This window comes from Ruegeria sp. F5 (genome assembly GCF_056533845.1).
On sequence record NZ_JBQFOU010000016.1, the window covers coordinates 59,868 to 84,901 of the forward strand.

The 25,034-nt window shown below is 53.0% G+C and carries 23 protein-coding genes; 12 read left to right on the plus strand and 11 right to left on the minus strand.

Annotated elements, in window-relative coordinates:
- The first annotated feature begins 416 nt into the window (after positions 1–416).
- From gntH to ACR0K1_RS20050, 7 genes are all read left to right on the plus strand, one after another.
- Positions 417–1,721 carry a guanitoxin biosynthesis MBL fold metallo-hydrolase GntH gene (gntH, locus tag ACR0K1_RS20020; RefSeq protein ID WP_480851700.1) on the plus strand — a complete coding sequence of 435 codons (1,305 nt, stop codon included), beginning with the start codon at positions 417–419 and terminating at the stop codon, positions 1,719–1,721.
- A 72-nt stretch (positions 1,722–1,793) separates the two neighbouring features.
- The gene (locus ACR0K1_RS20025) at positions 1,794–2,816 is read left to right on the plus strand and encodes a CobW family GTP-binding protein (RefSeq protein WP_480851701.1); all 1,023 of its coding nucleotides are present in this window, start codon (positions 1,794–1,796) and stop codon (positions 2,814–2,816) included.
- 5 nt (positions 2,817–2,821) lie between these two features.
- Positions 2,822–3,169: a DUF1622 domain-containing protein gene (locus ACR0K1_RS20030; RefSeq protein WP_480851703.1), complete on the plus strand. Its 348-nt coding sequence runs from the start codon at positions 2,822–2,824 to the stop codon at positions 3,167–3,169.
- 20 nt (positions 3,170–3,189) lie between these two features.
- Positions 3,190–3,615, plus strand: coding sequence for a YidH family protein (locus ACR0K1_RS20035; protein WP_480851704.1), 426 nt, complete (start codon positions 3,190–3,192; stop codon positions 3,613–3,615).
- Positions 3,615–4,508: a bile acid:sodium symporter family protein gene (locus tag ACR0K1_RS20040; protein WP_480851705.1), complete on the plus strand. Its 894-nt coding sequence runs from the start codon at positions 3,615–3,617 to the stop codon at positions 4,506–4,508. The genes ACR0K1_RS20035 and ACR0K1_RS20040 overlap by 1 nt, the downstream gene beginning before the upstream one ends.
- Before the next feature lie 11 nt (positions 4,509–4,519).
- Positions 4,520–5,206 carry a hypothetical protein gene (locus tag ACR0K1_RS20045; protein WP_480851706.1) on the plus strand — a complete coding sequence of 229 codons (687 nt, stop codon included), beginning with the start codon at positions 4,520–4,522 and terminating at the stop codon, positions 5,204–5,206.
- Positions 5,207–5,247: 41 nt separating this feature from the next.
- Positions 5,248–6,357, plus strand: coding sequence for an HlyD family secretion protein (locus ACR0K1_RS20050; RefSeq protein WP_480851708.1), 1,110 nt, complete (start codon positions 5,248–5,250; stop codon positions 6,355–6,357).
- A gap of 190 nt (positions 6,358–6,547) precedes the next feature.
- Here ACR0K1_RS20050 and ACR0K1_RS20055 read toward each other — a convergent pair whose 3' ends face one another.
- The 6 genes from ACR0K1_RS20055 to ACR0K1_RS20080 form a co-directional block, all read right to left on the minus strand.
- On the minus strand, positions 6,548–7,096 hold the full coding sequence (locus tag ACR0K1_RS20055) for a hypothetical protein (protein ID WP_480851710.1): 549 nt from the start codon (positions 7,094–7,096) through the stop codon (positions 6,548–6,550).
- A gap of 490 nt (positions 7,097–7,586) precedes the next feature.
- Positions 7,587–7,922, minus strand: coding sequence for an ion channel (locus ACR0K1_RS20060; RefSeq protein ID WP_480851711.1), 336 nt, complete (start codon positions 7,920–7,922; stop codon positions 7,587–7,589).
- A 23-nt stretch (positions 7,923–7,945) separates the two neighbouring features.
- Entirely contained in the window at positions 7,946–11,065 is a 3,120-nt protein-coding gene (locus ACR0K1_RS20065; RefSeq protein WP_480851713.1) for an efflux RND transporter permease subunit, read from the minus strand.
- Positions 11,062–12,408, minus strand: coding sequence for an efflux RND transporter periplasmic adaptor subunit (locus ACR0K1_RS20070; protein ID WP_480851714.1), 1,347 nt, complete (start codon positions 12,406–12,408; stop codon positions 11,062–11,064). The genes ACR0K1_RS20065 and ACR0K1_RS20070 overlap by 4 nt, the downstream gene beginning before the upstream one ends.
- Before the next feature lie 40 nt (positions 12,409–12,448).
- Positions 12,449–12,940, minus strand: a complete 492-nt coding sequence (locus ACR0K1_RS20075) for an enoyl-CoA hydratase (protein WP_170624879.1) — start codon at positions 12,938–12,940, stop codon at positions 12,449–12,451.
- Between the two features lie 26 nt (positions 12,941–12,966).
- Positions 12,967–14,226, minus strand: a complete 1,260-nt coding sequence (locus ACR0K1_RS20080; RefSeq protein WP_480851716.1) for a ferredoxin reductase family protein — start codon at positions 14,224–14,226, stop codon at positions 12,967–12,969.
- 193 nt (positions 14,227–14,419) lie between these two features.
- On the opposite strand from ACR0K1_RS20080, the gene ACR0K1_RS20085 reads away from it, so the two are divergent.
- Positions 14,420–14,875 carry a MarR family winged helix-turn-helix transcriptional regulator gene (locus ACR0K1_RS20085; protein WP_480851718.1) on the plus strand — a complete coding sequence of 152 codons (456 nt, stop codon included), beginning with the start codon at positions 14,420–14,422 and terminating at the stop codon, positions 14,873–14,875.
- A gap of 433 nt (positions 14,876–15,308) precedes the next feature.
- Here the strand turns inward: ACR0K1_RS20085 and ACR0K1_RS20090 are convergent, their stop codons facing one another.
- From ACR0K1_RS20090 to ACR0K1_RS20105, 4 genes are all read right to left on the minus strand, one after another.
- Positions 15,309–15,953: a hypothetical protein gene (locus ACR0K1_RS20090; protein ID WP_480851720.1), complete on the minus strand. Its 645-nt coding sequence runs from the start codon at positions 15,951–15,953 to the stop codon at positions 15,309–15,311.
- A 198-nt stretch (positions 15,954–16,151) separates the two neighbouring features.
- Positions 16,152–16,898 (minus strand): hypothetical protein, encoded by a 747-nt coding sequence (locus ACR0K1_RS20095; RefSeq protein WP_480851721.1) that lies wholly within the window; start codon positions 16,896–16,898, stop codon positions 16,152–16,154.
- Between the two features lie 67 nt (positions 16,899–16,965).
- Positions 16,966–18,594, minus strand: coding sequence for a sulfatase-like hydrolase/transferase (locus ACR0K1_RS20100; protein WP_480851723.1), 1,629 nt, complete (start codon positions 18,592–18,594; stop codon positions 16,966–16,968).
- Positions 18,595–18,627: 33 nt separating this feature from the next.
- A complete protein-coding gene (locus ACR0K1_RS20105; RefSeq protein WP_480851725.1) occupies positions 18,628–18,933 on the minus strand; it encodes a hypothetical protein in 306 nt (101 codons plus the stop codon).
- A 55-nt stretch (positions 18,934–18,988) separates the two neighbouring features.
- On the opposite strand from ACR0K1_RS20105, the gene ACR0K1_RS20110 reads away from it, so the two are divergent.
- A complete protein-coding gene (locus ACR0K1_RS20110) occupies positions 18,989–20,332 on the plus strand; it encodes a tetratricopeptide repeat protein (protein ID WP_480851727.1) in 1,344 nt (447 codons plus the stop codon).
- A 227-nt stretch (positions 20,333–20,559) separates the two neighbouring features.
- Here ACR0K1_RS20110 and ACR0K1_RS20115 read toward each other — a convergent pair whose 3' ends face one another.
- The gene (locus ACR0K1_RS20115) at positions 20,560–21,876 is read right to left on the minus strand and encodes a tetratricopeptide repeat protein (RefSeq protein WP_480851729.1); all 1,317 of its coding nucleotides are present in this window, start codon (positions 21,874–21,876) and stop codon (positions 20,560–20,562) included.
- A 145-nt stretch (positions 21,877–22,021) separates the two neighbouring features.
- On the opposite strand from ACR0K1_RS20115, the gene ACR0K1_RS20120 reads away from it, so the two are divergent.
- The 3 genes from ACR0K1_RS20120 to ACR0K1_RS20130 all read left to right on the plus strand — a co-directional run bounded on the left by ACR0K1_RS20120 (position 22,022) and on the right by ACR0K1_RS20130 (position 24,763).
- Complete coding sequence (locus tag ACR0K1_RS20120) at positions 22,022–22,252, plus strand: hypothetical protein (RefSeq protein WP_480851730.1); 231 nt, start codon at positions 22,022–22,024, stop codon at positions 22,250–22,252.
- Positions 22,253–22,294: 42 nt separating this feature from the next.
- A complete protein-coding gene (locus ACR0K1_RS20125) occupies positions 22,295–23,962 on the plus strand; it encodes a sulfatase-like hydrolase/transferase (protein WP_480851732.1) in 1,668 nt (555 codons plus the stop codon).
- A 69-nt stretch (positions 23,963–24,031) separates the two neighbouring features.
- Positions 24,032–24,763: an outer membrane protein gene (locus ACR0K1_RS20130; protein WP_480851734.1), complete on the plus strand. Its 732-nt coding sequence runs from the start codon at positions 24,032–24,034 to the stop codon at positions 24,761–24,763.
- The last annotated feature ends 271 nt before the right edge of the window (positions 24,764–25,034 follow it).

The following is a 25,034-nucleotide window of genomic DNA, read 5'->3' on the forward strand; positions in this document are numbered from 1 at the left end:
CACCCCTGCCTCACCGTAACTCACTGTCGTTTCGTGCCAAGCCTTTTCTATCATGTCTGCAAGAGCACCAAATAGAGGTCACATTCAGCCATGAACTGTAAGGAACTCCATGCCCTTATACCGGAGCATTCCGAGGCTGCACTGTCCAGAGCGCTCAGACACGAAAACGTCCGTGAAGCGGTGCAAGATCTTGATGAAGCTCTCAAGCACGTAGCGCGCTTTCCGGAGAGGTCTACTGCACGAAAGGACTGGGAGACTATTCGAGATGAACTTCTGTCTGAAATAAGAAGGCACACAGAGAGGCTCACCAATGTCGATTGACCTCGACGATGTAAGCGAACCGCGGGGCCTGATCTTCAGGAACCAAGAAAAAGTCAAAACACTGAGCACCAAAACCATATCCGGAGGATTCTAGAATGAGCCAACCACGCAACCCATATGGCGCCCGCCCCGGCGGCGGTATTTCTCTGCCGGACTATTTCCGACCCACCCCGGGATGCTCGAGTAACAATTTTTCGCCACCAAACGAGTTCTTACCTGAAGGTGAGATGAGGATTTGCTTCACAGGCAGTACACCTTGGCCGCCGACACTCCAGCAGTCGGGTACGTCTATTGTTTTGGAGCTGGGAAATGGAACGCCCTTTCCAAGACGCCTTTTTTTCGACTTTGGAAATGGCTGCGTAAAAAATATTCTACAACGCGGAATCCTGCCACCGATGGTGCGTGACGTCTTTATCAGCCACTTGCATGTGGACCACTATGCCGACCTTCCCTATTTTATGCCGTTTCGCGCGTGGTCCGGCGGATGGCGCAACGGCATGCGCATTTTCGGGCCTTCAGGTGATCGCCCGGAAACAGGCACGAAATACATGGTCGACAAGATGCACGAAATGATGACATGGCATCTGGAGAATTTCGACCATTGTCCGATTGGCGAAGGATACAACACCGAGGTCGTTGAATTTGACTATAAGGATGAGGGTGGCGTTTGCCTTGACGAACCGGGGTTGAAAGTCACCCACTGGGGTCGCAGCCACGTCAAGAACGGGGCCTCAGCCTTCCGTGTCGACTGGGAAGAGGCCGGCCTTTCTTTCGTATGGACCGGCGACGGGCGTCCAGACGAATCCACAATCAAATTCGCCAAGGGCGTGGATGTCTTTGTGACCGAGGGGCAGGCCGACGTGCCGCAGCTTCTCAACTACAAATACGGCACGCCGAGGGAAGTGCTTGAGTTCACGCTCGACACCTACCACACCCCCTACTACGCCGCCGGTTATCTTATGAACGAGATTCAACCCCGCGTCGGTATGATCTGCCACTATACGGAGGAATCCGCAGGAGAGGCCATTGCGGAGATCCGCGCCCACTGGGATGGTCTGTTCCTGTTTGGTGGACCAGACGTAAAGGTGGTGAACGTCACCAAAGATCGTGTGTGGGAGAGAATGGCATTGCGCCCCGAAAGCGCCGCAATGCAACCACCCAACCCGAAGGACTTGCCGCCAGAGATGTTCCCCGGCGGCAAATTGCCGGAGTACATCCCAATTCCGAAACCGCGCCTTCCGCGTGAGGAACAGCAGGATGCGATGTATCGGGACCGTGAACTCGATCCAGCTCTTTACATGCCTGAAGACGTATTGCGCCCGCTCACCCAGCATTACGACGAAGAGACATTCCGAGTCGATGTGCAGGCGCTGATCGCTGCACGCGAACATACGGATTAATTCCGACCAAGACAGCTACGCGCCGACCAATCATCGATACGGCGCGTAGACCGCTTTCAGCAAGGAAAAAGCATGAAAGATACCGAGAAAGAACCCGTTCCCTTAACGATATTAACCGGTTTCTTGGGCGCTGGGAAAACCACGCTTCTTAATCACATTCTGACAGGCGATCATGGGTTGAAAGTCGGCATTCTTGTGAATGATTTCGGCTCGATCAATGTCGATGCAGAATTGGTTGTTGACGTCGAAGATGGGATGATCAGCCTTGCGAACGGCTGCGTCTGTTGTCAGATCCGAGATGATCTCGTTGAGTCTGTCGCGGCATTGATCGAACGTGATGATCCCATCGAATACATACTGCTTGAAGCCAGCGGGGTGGCAGACCCAGCAAGCATCTATATGACCTTCGTTGATTCAGCCTACCGCGACCTGATACGGCTTGACAGCGTAACATGTGTCGTCGACGCCGATCAGGTCTTCACTTATGACGACCCGGACCTTGCCAAGCTCAAACTGCAGCAGATCGGTTTTGCGGATCTCGTGATCCTAAACAAAGTTGATCTCGCGGGTGTCGAGGAAACTGCCAAAGTAAAAAGGTGGATAGACGGCTTCTTCTCGAGGGTCCGGATTGTACCTGCGGTCAAGTGTGGCGTTCCGCTCGAAATCCTGCTGTCCGTTGGGCGGTTCGATGTTTCTCGCGTGATGGCTGATCAAGAACACAGCCATGTCCATGATCACGGGCACAATCACGGTTCATTCTTCAGCACCTGGAGCTATGCGCACAATGCGCCGTTACAGCGCAAGGCGTTAGAGCGAATGATCAAGAGAGAATTGCCTTCGAATATCTATCGCTGCAAAGGCTTTGTGCACCTGGATGACGACCGGGATTACCGATACGTGCTGCAGGTTGTCGGACGGCGCGTCGAGCTGACAAAAGACCGCGCTTGGGGCAGTGAGAATCCGACCAACCGCATCGTTGCCATTGCTCACAAATCAACGCTCGATCCAGATCACTTGGGTGAGTTGTTCAATGCTTGCGCAGTGTCGTCTGTCGGTCGCACTGAAAGTCGAGATGAACCTGTCGCAACAGGATAGTTACCATGCATGCGTTGGAAATACTGATCGTTCAAGCGGCGAGCTATATTCAGATCATTTTCGAAGCGGCGAGTGTCATTGTTGTTGCTGCGGGAGGTCTCGCCTTTGCGAAAGCGCTCATATTGCACCGAGAGTCGGATGCAGAGCCGATCGCGCGACGGATCCTCGGAAAGTATCTGATTGTGGCGCTCGAGTTGCAGCTGGCTGCGGACATTATCGCGACCGCAACAGACCCGACAATCGAAGAGCTTGCCAAGCTGACGGCCATCGCCTTCGTCCGAACTTTTCTCGACTATTTTCTCGTCCGGAAAATTCGGGAAGAGCGGGTCGAAGACAAACCAAATGAAACCTGATTTTCTTACTGAGGCCCACTATGGACAGTGAAAAAGAGGATAAACCGCTTCGTTCTACAAACCAGATGGCTGAAGAGCGCACAGATCTTGCATTCGAGCGTTCCCGGCTCGCATCGGACAGGACGACGATGGGATATATGAGAACGGCCACAGCTCTCATAGCTTTTGGCTTCTCAATCCCAGCTCTGTTCGGAATCTTAACAGAGGTCCCTGGGCTTGAAGAGGCACCATTGGAACGCGCGCGTTTTGTCGGCTTGTTCATGTTGGTATTGGCGGTGCTCATGCTGTCAATTGCCATCGTGCAGCACATAAGTTTTCTAAAGCGATTATCTAGTGTTTCCGGTAAGCCATTTCCGATTTCACCTGCGTTGATCTCAGCCGGGTTGGTTTTCGCGGTCGCGATTTACGCTACAATTAGCATCCTTTGGAATGTAGAGCCGCTGTGATGGACTCCCCCCTTCCCTTCGAAGACTCTGTCACGCTGTTTATCCATATTTTTCTCTTCCTCGCGATGCTCTGCATCGGAATGAGCGCAACTTTTCGCGAAATGGGCTCCTCCATTCTCGAACGAGAAAAACTTGCTCGAGTACTTGCCGCGAATGTGTTCGTACCGCCTGTCATCGCAATCCTCATCATCGGGTTCTTGCCCCTTCCGCGGCCAGTAAGCGTCGTGTTGTTTTTGTTGGCAGTGGCCCCTGGCGGTATCAACGCAGTCCAATTTTCAACCAAAGCACCGGGACAAGTCGGTGCTGCCGGAGCGCTGCTATTCTTGCTGTCAATCATTGGCCTAATACTCGCCCCTGCGGCAGCTCAGATTGTCCTTCCAACCGATGCGCTTGAACGTGTTGCCTGGGACCAATTGCTAATCCGTATCGTGGGTGTCATCGGGGTCCCACTGTTGTTGGGTATGTTGATCCGTCGGTTTTTTCCAACAGTGGCCGAGCACATTTACAAACCGGCGATTCTCATATCGACGGTTTCTTTCATTGCATCTGTAGTGACCAGCCTCGGGACCAGGCAAGAGGCGGCTGCAGGTGTTGGGCCGATGAGCCTGATCGCCATGTTGATCTTCATTCTCTCGCTCATGGCGGTCGGTTGGTTTTTAGGCGGCGGCAATCGGGAATATAGGCAGGTGCTGGCCATCTGTACAAACCTGCGCAATGTCGGCCTCGTATACCTTCTGGTGGATGCGTGCTGCTTCAATCCGGCCTATTCGGCAAGTGTCTTGGCATTCATGACGCTGATGGTTCCAATCAACCTGGTATTCACCATTATCTGCGCGGTAGTACGGAAACGGCAAAACCGATCCATGAATGATGGTGAGGGTACCAGCGTATGACCAGAAGGCGAATGATAGCCCCTGCATATCTAGGGACTTTCTTCGCTGTTGCGGCTTCCACGTCCTGGGCGCAGACCGTTCCAGATGAAAAACTCTCGGATGATCCAACTAAGATCGTTACGAAAATCGGCATCCGGTATAGCGATTTTGGCACCTTATTCGGGTCGGTGGCATTCGGACCTGTCACTAAGATCAACGTTTCAGTCTCGGAGGGCGATCAGTGGCGCATTGGCGGATCTTATCTCTTCGATTTTGGTATCGTGAATGTATCAGCCTCAGAACAGGAGCTAGAAGGCAGCGTACTGCAAACACAATACGCCATCGGAACGTTTGTACCGCTTGCCGCATTTGGCATCAAACCGAAGGGGTGGCTTTTGTTTCCGGCTCTCGGTGCAAATTACACCGATGGTAGGATCAGCAGCAGCGATTTCGAGTTCGCTGATGCCTTTCCCACCGAGATTGCCAGCAAAGGTGGCTATGTCGGATTGTTGGGCCTCAAGCCGCTATCCGAACGCTGGACGATAAAGACTGGTGGAGTTCTATCCGCTGGTTCAAACGACTACTCGGGTTTCAGCGTCGGTGCGGGCGTTACTTTCAATGCGTCACCGGACGACAGCATTAGCGTGTTTGGCAGCTACATTGACAACACTTTCGGACAACGTGACCTGCTTGGCATCAGCTATACGCGCGAGTTTTGACGGCGACGGATGTAAAAGAAACACGGTAAGGGTAATCAAACATGCTCATTGTACTCGGCTTGTATTTTGGCATTGCTTGGCTTGTTTTTGCCAAGCTTAAAGTCTTGCCATGGAACGGGCTCTTTAAGACAGTCGTATATGGTGGTGCGTTGGTTATAGCATTGGTTGTGATCGGAGCATTAAACCACACGACACCCTCCGGGTCAGTGTCTGTGCAAGGTGCTGTCATCAATATTGCACCAAACGTGTCTGGCCCCGTCACCGAAGTGGCCGTTGAAGCCAACCAACCGGTGGCAAAGAGTGATGTGTTGTTTCGTATCGATGATACTACGTACGCGGCTGAAGTCGCCCGGCTTCAAGCATCGCTTGCATCCGCACAGTCAGCCGCAGACCAGTTAAAAACAGATCATCAGGCGGCGCTTGCAGAGATCGAATCTCTCGAAGCGCAACTTGCTTTCGGTGTACAGCGCCGCGATGACATAATCGAACTTACCGGACGTGGCGCCGCCGCTGAATTCCAACTTCAGGAAGCGGTTTCGACGATTGAGCAACTCGAAGCCGGTTTGCGTGCGGCACAGGCACGCAAAAGCAGTCTTGAACGGCGAATTGCGGCGCAGGTGGACGGCGTTGATGTTGGAGTTGTCGAAGTTCAGGAGGCACTGGCACAGGCTGAGTGGGCTTTGCAACAGACAGTTGTGCGCGCACCTGACAACGGTATCGTCACTGCCCTCTCGCTGCGCCCCGGCAATCGCGTAACGACTCTTCAAGGTGCCTTGAACTTTTCGCTTCCTGCAGACCGGTTGCTCATCGCGCAGTTGCCGCAAAGCAGTTATCCCAATGTGTCCGTTGGTGATACGATCCGGATTGCTTTGAGCACGATGCCAGGTCGCGAGTTTGAGACGACAATCCTTGCGATTCCGCCAGGAACTCGAGAAGGCGTTGTGGATGCGAGAAGCGGGTTGCCAAGCCTGCGCGAACTTACTGGTGCGTCCAGCTATATTGTCACTATGGATATCCCAGAAGGCCTTCCTGCGGATAGGGCACAGCTTGGTACATCTGGAACAGCCCTGGTAATCACGGAAGAGGCCGGCGCGATCTCGGTGCTGGCGGAAATCCTTTTTTGGATAAGCAAGAAGCTCAACTACATTTGATCGACAGGTGGAAGATTTGATTTTCAATACACGACTGAAAGACCTCGCACCACTTGACCTGCCCCCCGAAACTTCCCTCGTTCTGATGTAGATTTTAGTCAATCTCTTGAAGGAGCAAACGAAGGCTTAGAATCCGTTTAGATTTTCATTTCTCTCCGCCCTGCAATGAGTCCCTCGTCGCTTCATCAAACTATTCTTGCGGAGGAACAATGCCGCGTTTGACGCCAATTCTCATCAAAAATTTCGGCCCGATAATTGTTATGACGCCACCAAGGATCATCGGGACCCACCTATACATGGCCGAGAGGTCTTGCCAGTTTGCAAAAGCGAACCAAGCAAAGATCAACATCCACATCATCGAGAACATCATATTGGACTTGATGAATGCCGGATGCTGAGCAAATTCACCGACGTCGGCCGCAGATAGTTCTGCTGTCCACGGTCTGCGTTGACGGATGCTCACGAACGCCCCAACTGCGAGAAACGAGAACACAATGGCGAGTGCGTCGGTCTCCCGGATCTCTGGCCTGAGCAGAAGAACCACCGTCACGGTCAGAACTCCCAGAACCTGGGCGGCCATAAATGCTGGAGGAGTTTTGGCGCCATAGCGCACGGCACAGCCAACAATTCCGATAACTGCACCCAAGACCGCACCAGCGAGTGGAAAACCAAGCGGTGCAAGGACAGTGAAGGTAAGAAATGGCAGCAATAGAATATGCGCAACGAGATAGGCTTTCATTGTGCCCTCCAAAATCCCAGCGACAAGTAACGATCACCGAGAACGGTTAGAACATCCAAGAAGTTCAGGCGCCACAGATTGTTGGTCGACCAATCAACCAGAACTGCGTTCGCCAAGGTAGTGTCTTGTGCCGCAATTCCGGTCGGATCCGCAACAGTGATTTGTGCGGAAACGATACGGATTCTGTAGGAGTAGAAGCCTGTCGCCATTGGTAGCTTTCCGAGAAGATCATGTGTTTGCTTTATCCCGGTTTGGACTTGCTAACGCAGCCGATCTTCTCGGCATTTCGCAGAACTAAAAGTTTACGCCGAATCTCGCGTTGATCGTTCGTCCCTAAGCTTTCCTCCTTCCCAGTTCTGGAATGTCGCCGAAAGTCTCCCGCCAGTCCGTACATATCTACAAACCTGCCATTAGATGCAGGTCCGTGTATGGCTGATGACAGCTAAAGCCAACGCGCAGGCTAAAACCTGAGCTTTCGGCCTACTATTAGTCACTTTCGCACCTTGAAATTCGCAACAAAGATGGTGGCGATGGTTGTGATCGTGGCCACGAAAATCCCAATGCCAGCGACAGTGAAGATCATCGTAAAGACCTTTCCCGCTGCGGTGATGGGCGCAATATCACCGTAGCCGACAGTCGACATGGTGATGACTGAGAAGTACATCGCATTCAAAATGCTCCAGCCCTCGACGAGCACGTAAAAGCAAGTACTGACAAAGAGCAGTGACGCGGACATTGCGAGCAAGTGCAGCGACCGCCCATCCGTTAACGCCATAGCCAAGGCTCGAAACAGGCCAAAATAATTGAATAGAAAGTTGCTCAGCATTCCGGTTCTCGGCCAATAGAACGTTAGGCGGGCTCCAGTGTTGAACTGTTATTCTTGTGGCCCTGTCGATTTGCACGCCACTTTCTGACATCGACAAAGTCGAAATAGATCCCAATCACAGTTGGGAAGACGAAGATCACGAGCAGTGTTGAGGCCAGCAGACCAAAAGCTACCGCCGCCACCAATGGGACAAGGACCTGAGCCTGTGGGCTGGTTTCAAACAGCATAGGCATCAAACCGGCGAAGGTTGTTGCAAAGGACAAAACCACGGGACGGAACCTATGGCGAACCGCGTCAATCGCTGCGTTCAGATAATCGCCATCCTCGATCTCTGATTCAAAAAACGTCAGGAACAAGATAGCATTATTCACTACGATACCCGCTAACGAAGCAAAGCCGATGAAGCTCGGCATTGAGATGTCGATACCGAGAGCAAAATGCCCAAAAATGGTCCCGATTAACGCAAAAGGAATGCTGAGCATAATCATGAACGGCAGGGTGTAGCTGTGGAACTGAAAGGCGAGGATCAGATAGACACCGACAAGGCCCGTTAGCAGCGCAGTAGAAATCGAGGCCTGCGTCTTCTGCTGCTCCTCCGTGGCACCCCCGATACCTATCGAGACATCGGGGTACGATTGTTGCAAATCAGGCCCGATTTGGTCTGTGACGAGGGCCGAGACAGCGGTTGAAGTAGTCGCTCGGCGGTCGATCTTTCCAATAATTCGGGAAATGGCTTGCCCGTTCTTTCTGGTGATCTGCGCGTAGGCTTGAGTAAGTTCAATGTTGGCAACGCCCGATAGTGCCACTTGCTCACCGGTTGGGATTGTAATTGGGAACTGCTCCAGATCGGCAAGTGTTGGTACTGAGTCGCCAAGCTCAACGCGGATTGCGACATCTGAAAACTGTTGGCGGAAGCTATCTGTCTCGGTTCCCGAAAACGCAGCCCGTAGTTGCGCACTTACGCCCTGTGGGGTCAATCCGGTGACATAGCCGAACTCCGTCAGCGAAAGTCGGATCTCAGATCGGCCCTTCGAAAAATCCTGATAGGCTTCGGTCACGTCATCTCGAGCGATCAGCCTTTTAAGTAACTCATTGGTCGCAGCCTCCAAATTCTCAAGATCATGCGAGGCGAGTTCCACGTCCAGATCGTCTCCGCCGGGGCCAGCCGCGATCTGCGTGAAATTGCTTTGAACCAGATCCGGCAGAGGTCCCTTAGCTTGTTTCCAATGGGCCAGTACGTCATTTGCAGCGACGTTGCGCAAAGCGCTTTCAAGCAAATCTGCGGTAACAGTAGCCGTATAGGCACCATTGTCTTTGACGTCCTGATTGACCGAATACTGAACCAGAATACGCTCGACTAGAGGCTGAGCCTCTTCGGTTCCAGGCGTCAGCTCCGTGTCTACTTGCTGCAGACCCGAAATCAGTTGCGCCACAGCATTCTGAGTGCGCTCGATGGGTAAACCAGAAGCCAAGGCGATTCGCGCCTCAATCGTGTCACCTTCGGTCTCTGGAAAGCCGACGACTTTAACTAGCCCGGATGCCAACATTCCGATGCTCAGGATTAGGATCGCAAAAACCGATCCCAAGGTCGCGTACCGCCATCGTAGCAGAGCCGAAGCGACTGGAATGAAGAACCCATCGCGCGAGCGATCCAACAAGCGTGGTACAGAACGCCGGGCATTTTTTACCGCATCGGCACGTGTATGAGCCATATGATGAGGAAGGATCAGAAATGCCTCAATCAGACTTGTGATCATCGTCAGCAGTAACACGATCGGGATCACCTGAAGCACTTTTCCGGTTTCACCAGAAAGAAACATCAACGGGCCAAACACGCACGCAGTGGTCAGAAAGGATGACAGCACACCTGGCATAACTTCCGTAGCGCCTTTGATGGCAGCTTCTTTAGGCCCCAGCTTCTGGCGCCATTTCGCGATATTGTCCGCTATGACAATGCTGTCATCCATGATCAGACCGATTGCCATCAGCAATCCGATCAAAGAGATCGTGTTGATCGTCACCCCGACCAGACCCATGAGGAAAATACCACCGAGGAACGAAAACGGCAGCGAGAATGAAATCCAGATCGCTTCGGACACGGAAAAAAACAGGCACATGACCAAAACCACGAGCAGTAAACTCTGGATAGCATTGCCTAGAACCAGATTGATCTGGGTCTCAACGGTTTCGGTCAAATTGTTGACGACCGTAATTCGAAACGGCGCAGGATACCGCATTTCTTCTTGCTTAATTTTGTCAGAAACCTGTGCAAAGGCCTTAATTGCGTCATCGGTTTTGCGTTTGCTGACCTGAATGATTGCGGCGCGGTCCCCGTCAATAAAAGACTGCTGCTCTGGTGCGGCTTCAAACAATGTGACCTCAGCCACATCTACCAGACGCACGATCCCGCCTTCCGGCGTCTCCACCAGAACCAAGTTTTCCAGGTCGGTTGCCGAACGACGCGCATCGAAGTAGCGCAGGGTGATCTCGCGCCCCGTCGTTGCGACTGTACCTAAGGGCGCGCGCAAACTGCGCGCCTCAACAGCGTCAGCAACGTCCTTCGGACTAAGCCCAAACCGTCGCAATGCCAGTTGATCAAACGAAATACGGTATTCTGCTTCCGATATGCCCGTGACCTCGGCGGTCGCGATCATTGGCAAATTGGCCAATTCTTCCGCAAACGCGTCAGCGTATTGAATCAGGCCATCATGTGCTTCAATGCCCGAAACCGCTACAGATGCGATCACTTCCGTTTGACCAAGAATGCTGACCGACGGAAGTTCGGCCTCTGACGGTAGATCATTAATACTGGAGACTTCTGATGAGATATCGTTGTAAAATTGCCCGATATCTCCGTTCTCCGCCATTGTGAGGGTGGCCGTCGCCAGGTTTTCAACGGACAGGCACTCAATCTCTTCCAGATTGTTAACTGCTCCCAGCGCCTCATCGAGAATAAGGCAGATCTGCTCGTCCACATCGCTGGCCGACGCGCCCGGGAACTCGACCGAGACCGAAACTTCAGACGCAGTGAATTCCGGGAAGCTTTCACGCTCCATGTCCAGCAGTGTGGATAGGCCGATTAAACAGACAGCGATCAGGGCGAGGTTTGCTGCGACGGGATGCCGTGTGAAATATGCGATCATGACTCTTCGCCTGTAAATTCCTCAACAGGCTCCAGCAACATACCAATGACTGCGGGTCGGGGGTCGGACAAGACGAGCTGATCGCCGACAGCGAGACCTTTGTGAACAATGACCTCGTCGTTCTGAACCGACCCAGTTTCCACCTCCCGCCGCTCAAGCCGGGATTGATCGTCCAGAACGTAGACAAAGCGGGCTGGTCCATCGGTGTGCAAAGCTGCGCGCGGGACACGCAGTGCTTCTAGCGCAGACGGAGCAGATATTTGGACTTCAACAAAGGTGCCATTTGAAAGCGGGGGCCCGCGTCTGTCGGGGTTTGGTACGCTTGGGCTTTCTATTCGGACAACCAGACCAACCGTTCCCGTTGTCGGGTCTGCGCTGCCGTCAAACCGAACAAGCTCAGCTGGCCATGCGTAAACCTCGCCAGCAACAGACATACGCACTTCTGCTTGAAGGTCAAAGCTCTGCAACACATCAAAGGCATCAGATACATCCATACCTCGCAGCGCCTCGGCGGGTTCAATACCTCTTAGCGTTGTAAACAAATTGCCAAGAACGCGAGTTTGGAATTCTGCCGTGACTTCCGATGCGGCAGTACTTTCTATTGTGGCTACGGTGCCACCGAAACGAATGAACTGTCCCGGTGACACCGATTTGGCTACAACACGCCCGGTGAGTGGAGTGGTAATGGTCGTGTTTGCCAATGCTCGCTCGGCTTCTTCGATTTCGACAGCACGGGTGTCGATCGTGGCCTGCAGCGAGGCGCGCTGCGCGGGGAGTAACCGCAGCGCATTTTCGAGATTCAAAACCATCTTTTCTTGCGCGAGTAGATTACCGATAGCCGTATCGACAACAGACTGGGATGCGCTTCCCCGTTCCAACAGAGTTTCTTGCCGCGCCAACTCTACCCTGCGTACATCCAAAAGGCGGGTTTCCAGTTCAATCGAAGCCTTCGTGTTTTGCTCGGTCGCTTCCAGTTCATCCAATGCAGCTTGGGCGCTGTCTCGGGATGCAGTCGCCCTCGCTAGTGAGATTTCGTAGTCCCGGGGATCAACCCGCAAAATTTCCGTGTTTTTTGAAATAACTGTCCCCACCTCGAGTTCAGGAGACACGAAGGTTGTACGCCCATCGACCTGCGAAATTGCTTGCCAGCTGTCCACGGCAGTGACGCGACCATACCCGGATGCGTTCGGCACTGCGGACGTTGGGGACAGCGTCATCGTGTGCACGACCGTTACTGTTTCGGCCGGAGGTGTTACCTCCGGCGCGTCTTCATTGGTTAGCCACATGAACCCACCCACGCCAATTGCCAAAGGGGGGAGAAACAACAGGGGTCGGAAGTTCATGTGACTATTCCTCGGTGTCTTGAGGGTTGAGAGGTTGTGTTCAGGCCCGTTCGACCAACTGCATCCGTTCAGCCTTCGAAATCCTCGGTCGGAACGCGCCCATGATCATCTCTGTAACCAACGGGATTACGTTCGACATCCCAACAAGCTTCTCGGTGTTTTCACGGTCAAGAAAAGCCTTGCTTAGTTCGCCATCTGGGATTGAGGCTTTAGCCATCTCCAGCAGTTCCGGCATCATCGGGACCAGAAAAACGAATGCGTTGACTGTCAGAAAGGCCGTCATTGCAAGTTTGATCCGCATCCACCAGGCGCGTTCTGCAAAGCCAAAGAATAGGATCAGATCGACCAGGATTTTCAGACCCAGGCCGGGCAGAATGAGAATGTAAGCGCTCTGCAGCTTGTAGTGGTAAATGACAGCAGCTGTTTCGGGAGATGGATGTGCGTTGATGGCCCCGATTACAATGTGGGATAGAATCCCGCCCACATACATGATGGTTCCAATCTCAGCGATGAATGAGAGAAGCTTTTTCATGGAAATACAGCCTGATGAATTGGTGATTAACGGAACTCAAATGCCTCGGTGTGAATCTTGCTGCGTGGAACGCCTTCGGATTTGAGGTCTTTCATCAAACCGTCCACCATCGGCTTTGGACCACACATGAAATACTCATAGCTATTCAAGGGATCGGGCAGTTTCTGTTTCATCATGTCTACGCGAGCAAAGTTCCCCTCGTCGGAGAACAGGGGCACCAGCGTGACGTTCCCGAAACGGGCAGTGTGGTCACGAAGTTCATCCAGAAAAATCGCATCCTGTGCTTCGCGAGCCGCATAAACCAGATGAATTTGTCGAGAATCCCCAGGCTCCATGGCGCGGATTTTTGAAAGAAACGGAGTTAATCCAATGCCACCAGCCAGCCAGATTTGCTTATCTCCGGCCTTCGTCGCGTCAAATCGCCCGTATGGGCCACGAACATTGACATGACCACCGGGCTGCAATTCTTCGCGTACCTTGCGCGTCCAGTCACCCAGAACTTTGATCGTGAACTTCAAGTGCCCGTCGCGGGGAGCGCTTGAGATTGTGAATGGATGAGGCTCGCTCCACCCTTTGCCTGCAATCTCAACGAAAGCAAATTGACCAGGCTTGAACTCAAGGTGCGGCCCTGTGGGTTTAAGGACGATCTCGGTGGCCCGTTCAAGCGCATTGACGGCCTCGATTGAGTAGGGTGCCGCAGTTCTCTTGTTCATCCCGAAAATTGAATAGATCAGGCAAACCACACCAAACGTCGCTGCGGCCAGTAGAAGCAAACCGGAGGGGCTAAACTGCACAAAGAAGATCTGAGGTGCTGTGAAGAAATGTCCGATCACAAGCACATATACGAGCGCCATGATCTTATGTGTGGGTCGCCAGAAGGAATATCGAATTTTTCTGTTCAAAGCGATGAACAGACCAATAACGAGAAAGATAAGTCCCAGCATCCCAAGCGGGGCAGAAGGAACCAGCGGGTTTTGCGAAGGATCAACGCCCGCCGGAAGCTCCTTTGGTACGCCAAAGAAATGGACAAGCGCGAACAGGGCGGCGAGCACCCCGACAACCCTATGGGTCTGATACATTCGATCCAACCCACCAAACCAGTCTTCTAGAACCGGAGCGCGCGTGGACAACACTACCGAGCACGTCATCAGGAGAAACGCAGCCCCACCCAGCAAGGTCGTAGCGGTGGTTCTCGAGTCATGATCCGTCGGCGCAAACACGACATGCAGAAGTCCGAAAACTGCGATCAATCCTAAGATCAACAAAACACCCTGCCGCTTGAGCATCGCCCGCACTCCTCATGATTTTGGCTATGAGCGCGGCACCTCAGCTATTTCGACTGATAAACACCGGCTCAACCTGCTGCTTGACTTGTAATCGCAATACTTGCATTTACAACCATTGTAAACGCAAAAATCGCTGCAACACTTGCAGGATGCAAGATTAGGGATTAAGGCCATGATCAGGAGCGCATTCCTGATGACCCAAATGAAAAGCACAAAGCACATTCGAGAAAACAGTTTCGGGTTTCTGATCCAGACCTTAGCCCGCGAAATCGACGCTCGGATGAAGCACGCGCTGAAGGAAGTGGACGTCGACGTAAAGGTCTTCGCCAACTTGATGCTGCTTGCTGACGAAGATGGGATCAACCAGAGGGCTTTGGGTGAAAAGCTCAATTTCCCGGACTATTTCACGAGCCGAAACATCGACGCGCTGGTCGAAGCTGGCTACGCTGAACGAAGGCCCGATCCGGACAGTCGTCGTTCGTTTCTAATTTTTTTGACAGATGCTGGGCGCGAAAAAGCGATGCAACTTCCGAAAATCGTTCGGCAAGTAAACGACCAAACTCTTGAGATGCTTTCAGTGGATGAACGCAAGCAAGTCGTCAGCCTATTGAAAAAGATCGCCAAAATCTCAGATTCAACAATCGAGTAATTCTACCACGAGAAACTGGTGCAGTATTTGAATTTTGCGTCTAACCAGCTGTTTCGCAAGCCCTTCGGTTAGACTGAATATCTACAGTTCAGCTAGTTCAAGCGACACGTTTGTGCATGAACGCTCCCCTGATTGCTTTGTCTGAGATTTCCCGCCCCAGACCAGGCCTTTCCGGTACGCGATAACGGCCATTCTCCGGTTGGTAGTCGTGTTTGCACAGGGCAACCACGTCGGGATGTGTAGAGCGGAAGTGATGTTCATGGATGCAGACAAAACTCCGAACGCAACAATGTAGGAGATCCGCCGATTTCATTTGGGATTGGTTGGTCTCTTTGAGTTGCCGGGCATTCGCGAACCGCAGTCCGTTCACGGCGTGTTGTCGTGTTAACCGCCATTCGATTGTTTCTCATGGAATTTGTTTCACACCCGTTCGTTAGAAAAAGTACTTGATACCAATATATGGACCATGCTGGTCTACGTCATAGGCAAATTCACCGGAACTTAGTGTGTCGCTATAGTCGACGCTAAAGTAACGATACCCGAACGTGAACGCGGTCTTCTCCCAAGGTTGATAGTCGAAACCAACATTAACACCAATCTGGAGGTCATTTCCACCGGCACCAAAACCGCCAAGTTCCAAGGACCCAATCCCAGTCCATTTCTGGTTTAGCCGCCACATTCCGCGTATGCCGACGACTGGTTCTATCCAGCCCTGATCTCCGCCCAATGTAGGTGGATTTCCCGGTCCTGGGGTAGTTATGTCGATTTCCTGACGGATGGAGTTGTACCTCAGACCACCTTGGAGATCGATTGCATACCTCTGGCCGCTGCTGCCGTATTCGCCATCTGAAATACGGTAAGCCCCAAGCACACCAAACCATTTTTGACGAACGTCGACGTTTACCCCGGCACCCAGAGGGCCAGGCAGATTGGAATCCTGTTCGATCCCCACATAATTTACATCCGCGATGATGCCAAAATCCCCGTTCCATGCCTCGTACCGGCCGGCTGCTGCGAAATCGAGCACATCCAGGACGTCACCAAGGTCCAGATCCAAATCCGCGGATTGTCCAGCCACGGTTGACGTACCCGTGGTTCGTAGGGGTGTGAACAGATAGAATGAGGCTCCATGCCGCCAGCCTGTTTCGTTTTGACCTGGCGCAGGTAGAGACTGAGCACGGGAAAGCCCGGGCATAGATAGTACGCCGGTCAGAAATACGAGTGCGCTAATTGATCTGAGATGGAGCATCGGAGTTTCCTTGCATATTGGCGGCGGTTAGTAGTTGAATCTGAGACCTATCCCGGCACCTTGGTCGTAGGGTCTGTCAGCACCAATACCGACCAACACATCTGCGTAGAGGGCAATTCCAGGGCTGAGGTTCTTACCGATCTGGAATTCTGCGGTCGCGGGCCACGCATCATTTTCCCAATCGTATGGAGCTTTGATATCTGCTTTGACCCAATACCCGTCACCAAATGGCTGAAGCGCAATAAGGCGCATCGCAGTCTGGCTGACATCGGTCGAACCGTTATATGAAGCAAAGTGCTGGACCAGAGGGATCAGAGTCAGCCCAGTATTAGTGTTTGCAAATGCGAACCCACCAAATGGGGCTATCTGATCCGACCCGGTGCCGATGCCTTCGTCGGGGTCACCAAAATCGAGGATCCACTCCAAACCAAGTGCGGACTTCACGCTCCAGGTGTCATTCAAGGGTTTCTGTGAGGGAAAGTAGATCAGCTTGAAGCTTGTCTTTTCGAACCCGTTGAACCTTTCGCCAGTAGCATTCGTTGAATTGTAGTGGAGCTCGTATTTTAGTTTTAGATCGGGGCGTAACATGTATGCACCATCGACAAAGGCATCCTGACGGTCTGCACCCCCAGCCAAATCGAAGTACTGATATCGAATGTCGGTGTTGTTAACCGCAGCCAATGGATTTGACGCGTTTTCCTCAGCTTCGGAAGCAGAGCCTACCACGACCAGTGCATAGGTCAGAGGAACAAGACAATGGAAGTTGCGTAACATCATACACCTGGGAGAAGTTGGATGGTCAGGTTAGACGGCGACAGGTTCTCGCCGCCGTCTACCTTCATCATTGCCAGCTGGAGAAGACTTCTCGGGTCAACTCGCTTTCGGGACGAAGGTTCTCAATACCTTCATACGGCACACCCTTGCCCAGCGGCAGATGCGGGTGCTTTGCAATGGTTTTCTCATGCCGCTTCACCATGTCTTGGAATGATGCACCGGACCATAATGAATACCCGACAAGCGGATGTTCTTCACGTGGGTCGCGATAGACATTGAACACGGGGGCCGCAGCTCCGGGCTGACCGGGGGCCGGCAAATGCATTTTGAACTCTTGCTTCACGACTGAACGCAACACGGGCCCTTCGTACACATAGACGTAGTCGCGACGCGAGTTGCCTTCACCTTCAAATAACAGCGCAGTCTGGTCAATGCCGTCGATCACGCGGTCGCGGGGGATGCGGTCAGTTGCGCCTGCGATCCGCGCGAAGGTGGTGAACAGGTCAGATACATGCACGATGTCACCTGCTGCACTACCTGGCTCAATAGCGCCGGGCCAGCGGATGAACGCGTCAGTTCGTACTCCGCCTTCAAGGTGCTGCGTCTTGCCGCCGCGATAAATCAACTGGTTCAGACCGGACGTTCCTTCGTAGTGATACATCAAGCCATTGTCAGCCATGATCATGACGACGGTGTTGTTCGCCTTGCCAGTTTCATCCAGCTTAGCCAGAACCTCACCGATCCAGCCGTCCAGAACCTGCAACTTGTCGGCATGGAAGCCACCATTGCGGGAAACCGCTTGATCCGGATAAGCAAAATTCAGCGGATAGAGTGGCCAGTATTGCATAAAGAATGGGTCGTCCTGCGCGGCGAGGCGGTCTAGCTGTTCCAGTGCCTGTCGCTGATAGCGCAGGTTCATTTCTTCGTATTTGGCCTGTGTCCATTCTTCGCCCGGCGCCATGTCGACTTCGCGAGCCAAGCCGCCTACTTCCCCTTCAACGCCGGTTACCAGACCGTAGGGCTTGAATCGCTCATCCAGCTGGAATTGGTTGGACTGTCCGGACGGATGGAAGCCAAGCATATTGTTGGCAACCATTGCATCCCGTGTCATCAGGCTGAGTTGTACTTGCTGATGCAAAGGGAATGCGGCCCAGTCAAACCCCTGATTGTGCGGATAGGCCTGCTCAATATCGCCCTGGTGCCATTTCCCAACATGCGCAGTGTTGTATCCTTCTTCCTTCAGGATCTCGGCAATCGTGACTTCTTCAGCTGCAAGACCTTCGCCAACCAGCGCAACTTTGACCTCTTCAACGCCGGCGCGCACCGGATGACGACCGGTCAACATGGCCGTTCGTGTCGGTGTGCAGGATGGCTCAGTATACATCCTCATCAAGGACATGCCTTCGGTGGCAAAGTCGTTGATGTTGGGCGTATCGAAACCGGTGACGTAGTTCATCGTCCGGTTACCCATTTGACCGAAGCTGACATCGTCGATCAGGATATACAGGATATTGGGCGGCTGGCCGCCATTGGCGTCGCGGATCTCGGCAAGTTTCGCCTCAATCTCGGTGTCCTGCGCATCCCATTGCTCGCCAAACTGTGCGCGCAAGAACTCAAACTCTCCATCATGGATGATGGGCGCATCCTGGGCAAAACCCGCGCCTGCCATCAGCACCATGGCTGAGGCATGTTTCAATAATGATCTCATCGGTATCCCTTCCCCTATGGATTACATCTTTCCTGCGCGCCGCAGCGATTGGACGATTTCATCCCGGAGACCATCCAGGGTATCGCGGATATCGCGGGCGAATTGGTACGAGTGGCTTCCTGGCTCTGTGTTCATTGACAGAAACTCGTCACAAAGAAGCTGATAGTCGCGGCAGATCTCATCGAATTCCGTATCCGCGCGCCGTAAATCCGCAATTGCGGATTGGTGATCGGAAAACAGGGTATCAAAGGCGTAACGTTCCAATTGCGATGACTCATTCGATTGATCAGCAGACTTCCCTGAGTTTTCGCCGAATTCACTTCTCACAAAAGGTTTATCGGGGCATAATACGGTGTAATCTAATGCGTAACTTACTGAAAATATGGATTTAACCAAAGACACATCTACTGCACTGAATGAGGGCGGGTCACCTGCTCCCAAAGATGTGCGGGCGGCACTTCAGCGGCTTGTCAGTTCTTCGACTTTCGCGGGTTCGCAGCGATTGCAGGACTTTCTGACGTATGTGGTCGAGGAATCGCTCAACGGTCGGGCCGATGATATTCGTGCCAAGACCATCGCCATGGATGTTTATGGTGGGACCCTGTCAGAGATGTCACGCCGTGAAAACGTTGTTCGGGTCGATGCTGGTCGCCTGCGTCGCAAGCTTGCCGAATACTATGCCGGAGATGGTCATGAAGAGGGCACGATATTCGACCTGCCAAAGGGCGGCTATGCTCCAGAGATTCTGGTCAGGTCGCCCGAGACGAATGAACCTCCTCTGGCTGAGCCGGAAACCGGAGCAAACACTTGGCGTCGCCCCTTCGTTGGAGTTGCCGGCCTTTTCGTTCTAGCCTGTTTTGTTGTTGCTGTTGTTTTGTTGTCGACAAGACTAGCCGACCCAGTCGGCTCGCCAGTTGATGGCCTGAGTCATGACGAGCGCGGCGCCATTTTTGATGCATCCCCAATGCGTCTTCAGGCTGTAAATCTGGCCAATACTGGTCGTGATCTGATCTTCCCGGCCTTGGAACCTGCGCGTCTTGACGCGGCCTTAACCATATTTAAGGGAGCAATTGAAAACGACGACAGCTATTTCGGCGGTCATGCAGGCGCTGCGCAGGTCGCTGCGACAATTGCTGTGCTTACATCCGATACCGATCTGGCGCGGGACATGTTGAACTATGCAGACACTCAGGCCAACAGGGCCATCGCGTTGGCCCCTGAAACGGGTTGGAGCCAGTCCGCAATGGCCTGGGTCGAGTTCGCCAAAGGAAACTGGCCAGAGGCCATGGAATTTGCGCAAAGAGCGCAGCGTTTGGCACCACACGACGTACATGTGCTGGAATTCGTGTCGCTGGTCCTGCTGTATTCCGGTTCGTTTGAACAAGTTATCGCAATTAGCGAGGATGCGCTTTCAAAAATCGAGCTGGAACGGGGTTACGTTTTTCAGAACGCTATGGGGTCAGCAAAGTTTCATATGAAGGACTATGAAGGCGCCGTGTCAGCCTTTGAACGAGTGACGGAAAAAGGAGGCCCAGTCGGACCAGTATCCGTTGCTTATCTAATTGCGTCACATCAGATGATGGGAAATAAGGCTGAAGCTAGGACTCTATCGGAACAACTCTCACGCGAGTGGCCTGACAGTCGCGTGGATGCGCTGTTTGAGAAGCTTTTTGCAAATCCGCAATACGGGGAAGACCTTGGTAACGCAATGAGACAGGCCAATTGAAAGCCAGAGAACTAGAAACGTAAGCACGAAATTTGTTGGCGGTTGGGCAACCAAAGACAGTCGAACTGCTACCGACGTATTACCCGATTCACGGTTTGATGCGCAAATTGATCAGATCGATAGTATTGTTATTCTGGTGACAGGTTTATTTGCCGCGAACTGCAGCTGCTCTGACGCACTATCCCGCCCTTGACTGGCGCAAATCTCAGTAGCCCGGCCACGTCACATCAAGACTGCCACCCTGCCTGCCTAAGCTGTGTCATCAAGTTTTCAGCCTCTTCCGGATTGCGAAAGAGCTTGTACATGAATTCTTCGATCCGGCTGTTTGGCCAGGCTTCTTCGTATTCGGTCATGTGTTTGCGAGCTTCCTCGGTGCGGCCTGCGGCTTGCAACGAGGCAATAAGATGGGCCGTATTGATCTCGCTCACAGGCTCGCCGGAAGCCGCCGCCTCCAAAAGGTGGTCTATGGAATTCTGGTAGTCACCCAAATAGAAACAGGCATTTCCCAGTACATTGCGCCATGGAAAGCGAGATCCGGTTCGACCTGCATGAATTGCGGGATCAGCACTTACGACGGCCCTTTCAAAATCTCCTGAGAAAAAGGCGATGATCGCGTCAAACTCACGAACGATGAGGTCATTTGGGTCAAGCTCGACGGCCCGTGTGGAATACCGGTTGGCTTCGTCAAACCTCCTCTCGAACATCAATAGAAGTCCCATGGCCGATTGGCTCCAGGCTTCCGATGGGGCAAGACGTAGGGCTTCTTCAGCATAGTAACGGGCTTTCGCCAACATCTCTTCTCGTTGAGGCCCATCTGGTGCAAGTCCGCCAAACATTGCCGCCGCTTGAGCCGCACCAGCATAGCCCCCGAAGTAGTCGGGGCTCAATTCTATTGCTCTTTCAAACAAAGTGAGCCCGGCCTGCAGCCGCGTTGGCTGGGTAGCAGGGAAGAGCATCGTTTGCGCTTCTTCTGCCAGATTCTTTGCCTGTAATGCGGTCGGAGACATTTCGAACAGAACCGAGCGCTCAACCTTTTGGCGTTGAACGTCATCAGCAAGTTTCAGCGGTGCAGTTTCGTCGTTCCGTGTCCCGAGGAAAACAGCCGCTGGAGCAAGAAGCCCCACGGCAACAATCCCAGCAACAAGCGCGATGCGGCGTTTGGGAGACGCCTCTTCTGGCTGCGTGGTAGTCCGCACGACTCTTTCGAACTGTGGAGAATACCCGCCTTTGGCAATTTCAATGCGCAGCGGATCTGCTGCACCTTCTTCGGAATAGTAGGCACTCAACCTGCGCCTCAGGCGCCCTGCATCGACACGCACGACATTGGCTGTGGCGATATCTTCTTCCGATCGTCGTTCATAAACATCCTGAGCAATCCGCTTGCCTAGGATCTTATCGCCTCGCCCCTCAACGCTTTCGGTAACCACATAGCTCAGGAATTCACGCAGGCGGTCGGCCCCAGAAAATTCCTTGCTGGACAACACGCGTTCCAACGCATCGAGTATTTCTTGCCTTTCTGGAAGATACTGAGAGTTTTCTTCCATCACGAGCCTCCCCCCTCAATCGGCACGTTTCGACGTGTTTTCGGTCGGTTACCCCCCACATGTAACCGTTACATGCCGTGAAATCATATATCTAATTGTCATTCAGCGTTAGTCAAAATCCAGGCGGGAACAGGGGAGGACCGCATTGGATATTGAGGCGCTTTGGGAAGCAGGTTTGTCCGAATGTTTCGCGGGTGATTTCGACCGGGTGAGCACACTGTTCACGCATGATGAAAGCTTTGCCGAAATGTGCCGTGACTTTGTCGAGATAAACGCGCTGGCCATTTCTGCGCACCCGACAGATCCGCACGTAAGTGACTGTCTCACCGGCCTTAAAGACGAGCTTCTAATGCACTTTGTGAATTCGAGGCCCTGAAACGGCCCTGAACCACTTGAAGGCAAAAACAACGGAGTGAAAATGAAACTGACGAAACTGGCAATCGCGCCTCTGGTGCTTGCTGCTCAGCCATTGCTGGCACAGGAAGCGCCTATCAATCATGACGCTGAGTATTACATCCTGCAATCGCAACGCAGCGCACAGTGGGCTGAGGATGATGCTGCCGTTGATGATGCGCTGGCAAGCTTTCGCGAAGCGAATGGCGGCAAAGCGCCAAATATCATAAGTGTTCTGATTGATGACCTGGGCTTTGGCGATATGGGCATCCCAGAATTGAATGCTCTGCGTGGATATGAAACGCCAAACATAAACGATTTCTCGGACGAAGCGATGCGTCTGGTGCGCATGTACACCGAGCCGTCCTGCACCCCAACCCGTGTTGCACAGATGACTGGCCGGTTACCGGTCCGTATGGGAATGGGCGACACTGCGGTTGATATCGCGGGCTTTGGCCTACCGGGTGATGAGGTTATCCTGCCGGAAGTTCTGAAACAGGCCGGATATGCAACCAGTCACGTTGGCAAGTGGCACATGGGTGACATTGCAGAGAGTTGGGCCATGAACCAGGGCTTTGACTATGCCCAGATGGCGGTGCACCAGCAAGGTCAGCTTACGATTTTCAATGACGACGCCATCAAAGAGGGCGTGTCGGTCGCGAACAATGACTACTTGCCCACATACACCTTGGACGCATTCTTTCGGCCTGACGCATCGCACATGATGACCGTCATCGAAGGCGAAGCCGGAGGCCCGATCCGTGAGATTCGGATGGAAGAAGGGGAGCGATGGAATGCCGCCAAATATGGTGAAATGAACCAGGCGTTCCAGGACAAAATGATGGAAGAGTTGTCCCGGCTTGCAGGCGGGGAAGAGCCATTCTTCCTGCAATACTGGCCGATGCTGCCGCTCGACAACACGCGAACCGGTCGAGAAGGGCCGCAGTCGCCGAATGGTGGCCTTTATGCAGACAAGATGCAGCTGGTCGACCGTTGGCTGGGCGACATGTTTGATGGAATGGAGACGCTGGGCATCGCTGATAACACCATCGTGGTGGTGATGGGCGACAACGGCCATTTCACCAAGTATTCTCCGCAATCCGGCTATACCCCAATGATTTTCCGTGGAGGCAAATCCGATACGACCGAAGGGGGTGTACGTACAGACGCCTTTATACGCTGGCCTGGAATGATTGAAGCCGACAGCATGCTGAACAGCATCATCCATGTCTCTGATATCTATACAACGCTGGCGCGCTTCGCGGAGGCTGATCAGTATATCCCACGTGACCGGCTTGTAGATGGAGTGGACCAGACAGCGTCAATCCTGTTTGAAGACGAGCAAAAGGGACGTCGTGACCATGTCATCATCTATTCCGATGATAAACCGAAGGCCATTGTAAAGGATCAGCTGAAGCTGAAGCTGCCGCCTCCGGGTGAGAACCCGATCGTGGCGAAATTCTACAACCTCTACCATGATACACGCGAGGAATACTCGGTTTCGACAGAAGTCGGCGCATGGGGAGGGCAGGAATTCGTGCGTATTCTGGCCCGGCATAAGGCGCGTAAGGAAAATTTCCCGGACACACCTCCCGCATTTGGGATGCCTTACGAAGGGGTTGAGAACATTCGACCTGAAACGCAAGAAGCCGTGGATGCCTTCATCGTCCGCAAGGAATCTCCCAATCAATGACCGAAATTCCGGCGGCCCTGATCTTGGGTCGCCGGGCCTTTAGTTGCTAAACGAAGATGGAGAATTTGTTTGAAACAGCTCATTAGCACTACCGCGTTGACGGCGGTCATGACTTGCATCGCCGGGTCATCCCTTGCTGATCAAAATAACTGGGACTTCCGCGCGTTTATCTATCTCTGGGCGCCTGAATTGGGTGGTACCACGGTCACCGGTGAAAGCATGACCGTGAGTTTCTCAGACTTACTTGATAACCTTGATTTCGGTCTGATGGGTGCCCTGGAAGCGAATAACGGGCCAATCTCGGTATTGGGGGATTTTCAGTACCTAGATGTAAGCGCAGATCAAGACAGCGCTGTAGGACCCGGCATCCCTGCTAGTGCAGATGCCGAAGTTACTGGTTTCGTGTTTACCGGCTCCGTCGGGTATGACTTCAGGCATACACAGGATGGTCAGTTGGTCGGTTTTGGTGGCTTCCGCTACCTCGACATGGACACAACGGCGAACCTGGCAGTTGGCAATGGTTCCCAGCGCGTTTCAGGGTCAATCTCCAACACTGATGCCATTGTAGGTGTGCGAGGACTGTTTCCCCTTGCTGACCGTTGGGCCTTTTCATTCATAACCGACGTCGGCGGGGGTGATAGCGATCTAACTTGGCAGGCGGGTGTTACGTTCGACTACCAGATCAACAATTGGAGCTTGAGTTTTGGATACCGCCATCTCGACTGGAATATCGGGAATTCAGATGTTGTGAGTGATATCTCATTCTCCGGACCCATAGTCGGCGCGAAGCTCTCGTTCTAATGCCGAGAAAGAAACTAGAATAATCGTCTCCCAAATGATGGAACCCGTCTGAATGGCCTTCCTATTGCCGACGGAGCTGATTGGATGATGAATACCTGATGAGGCACAATAAATGCTGATTGTTTTGGCACTGTATTTCGGGCTCGCCTGGCTCGTCTTCTCAAAGCTCCGCCTGTTACCATGGAACGCAGTCTCCAAGACAGTCATCTATGGTGGCAGCATTCTCATCGCGTTGGTTGTCATCGGGGCATTGAATCATACAACACCCACA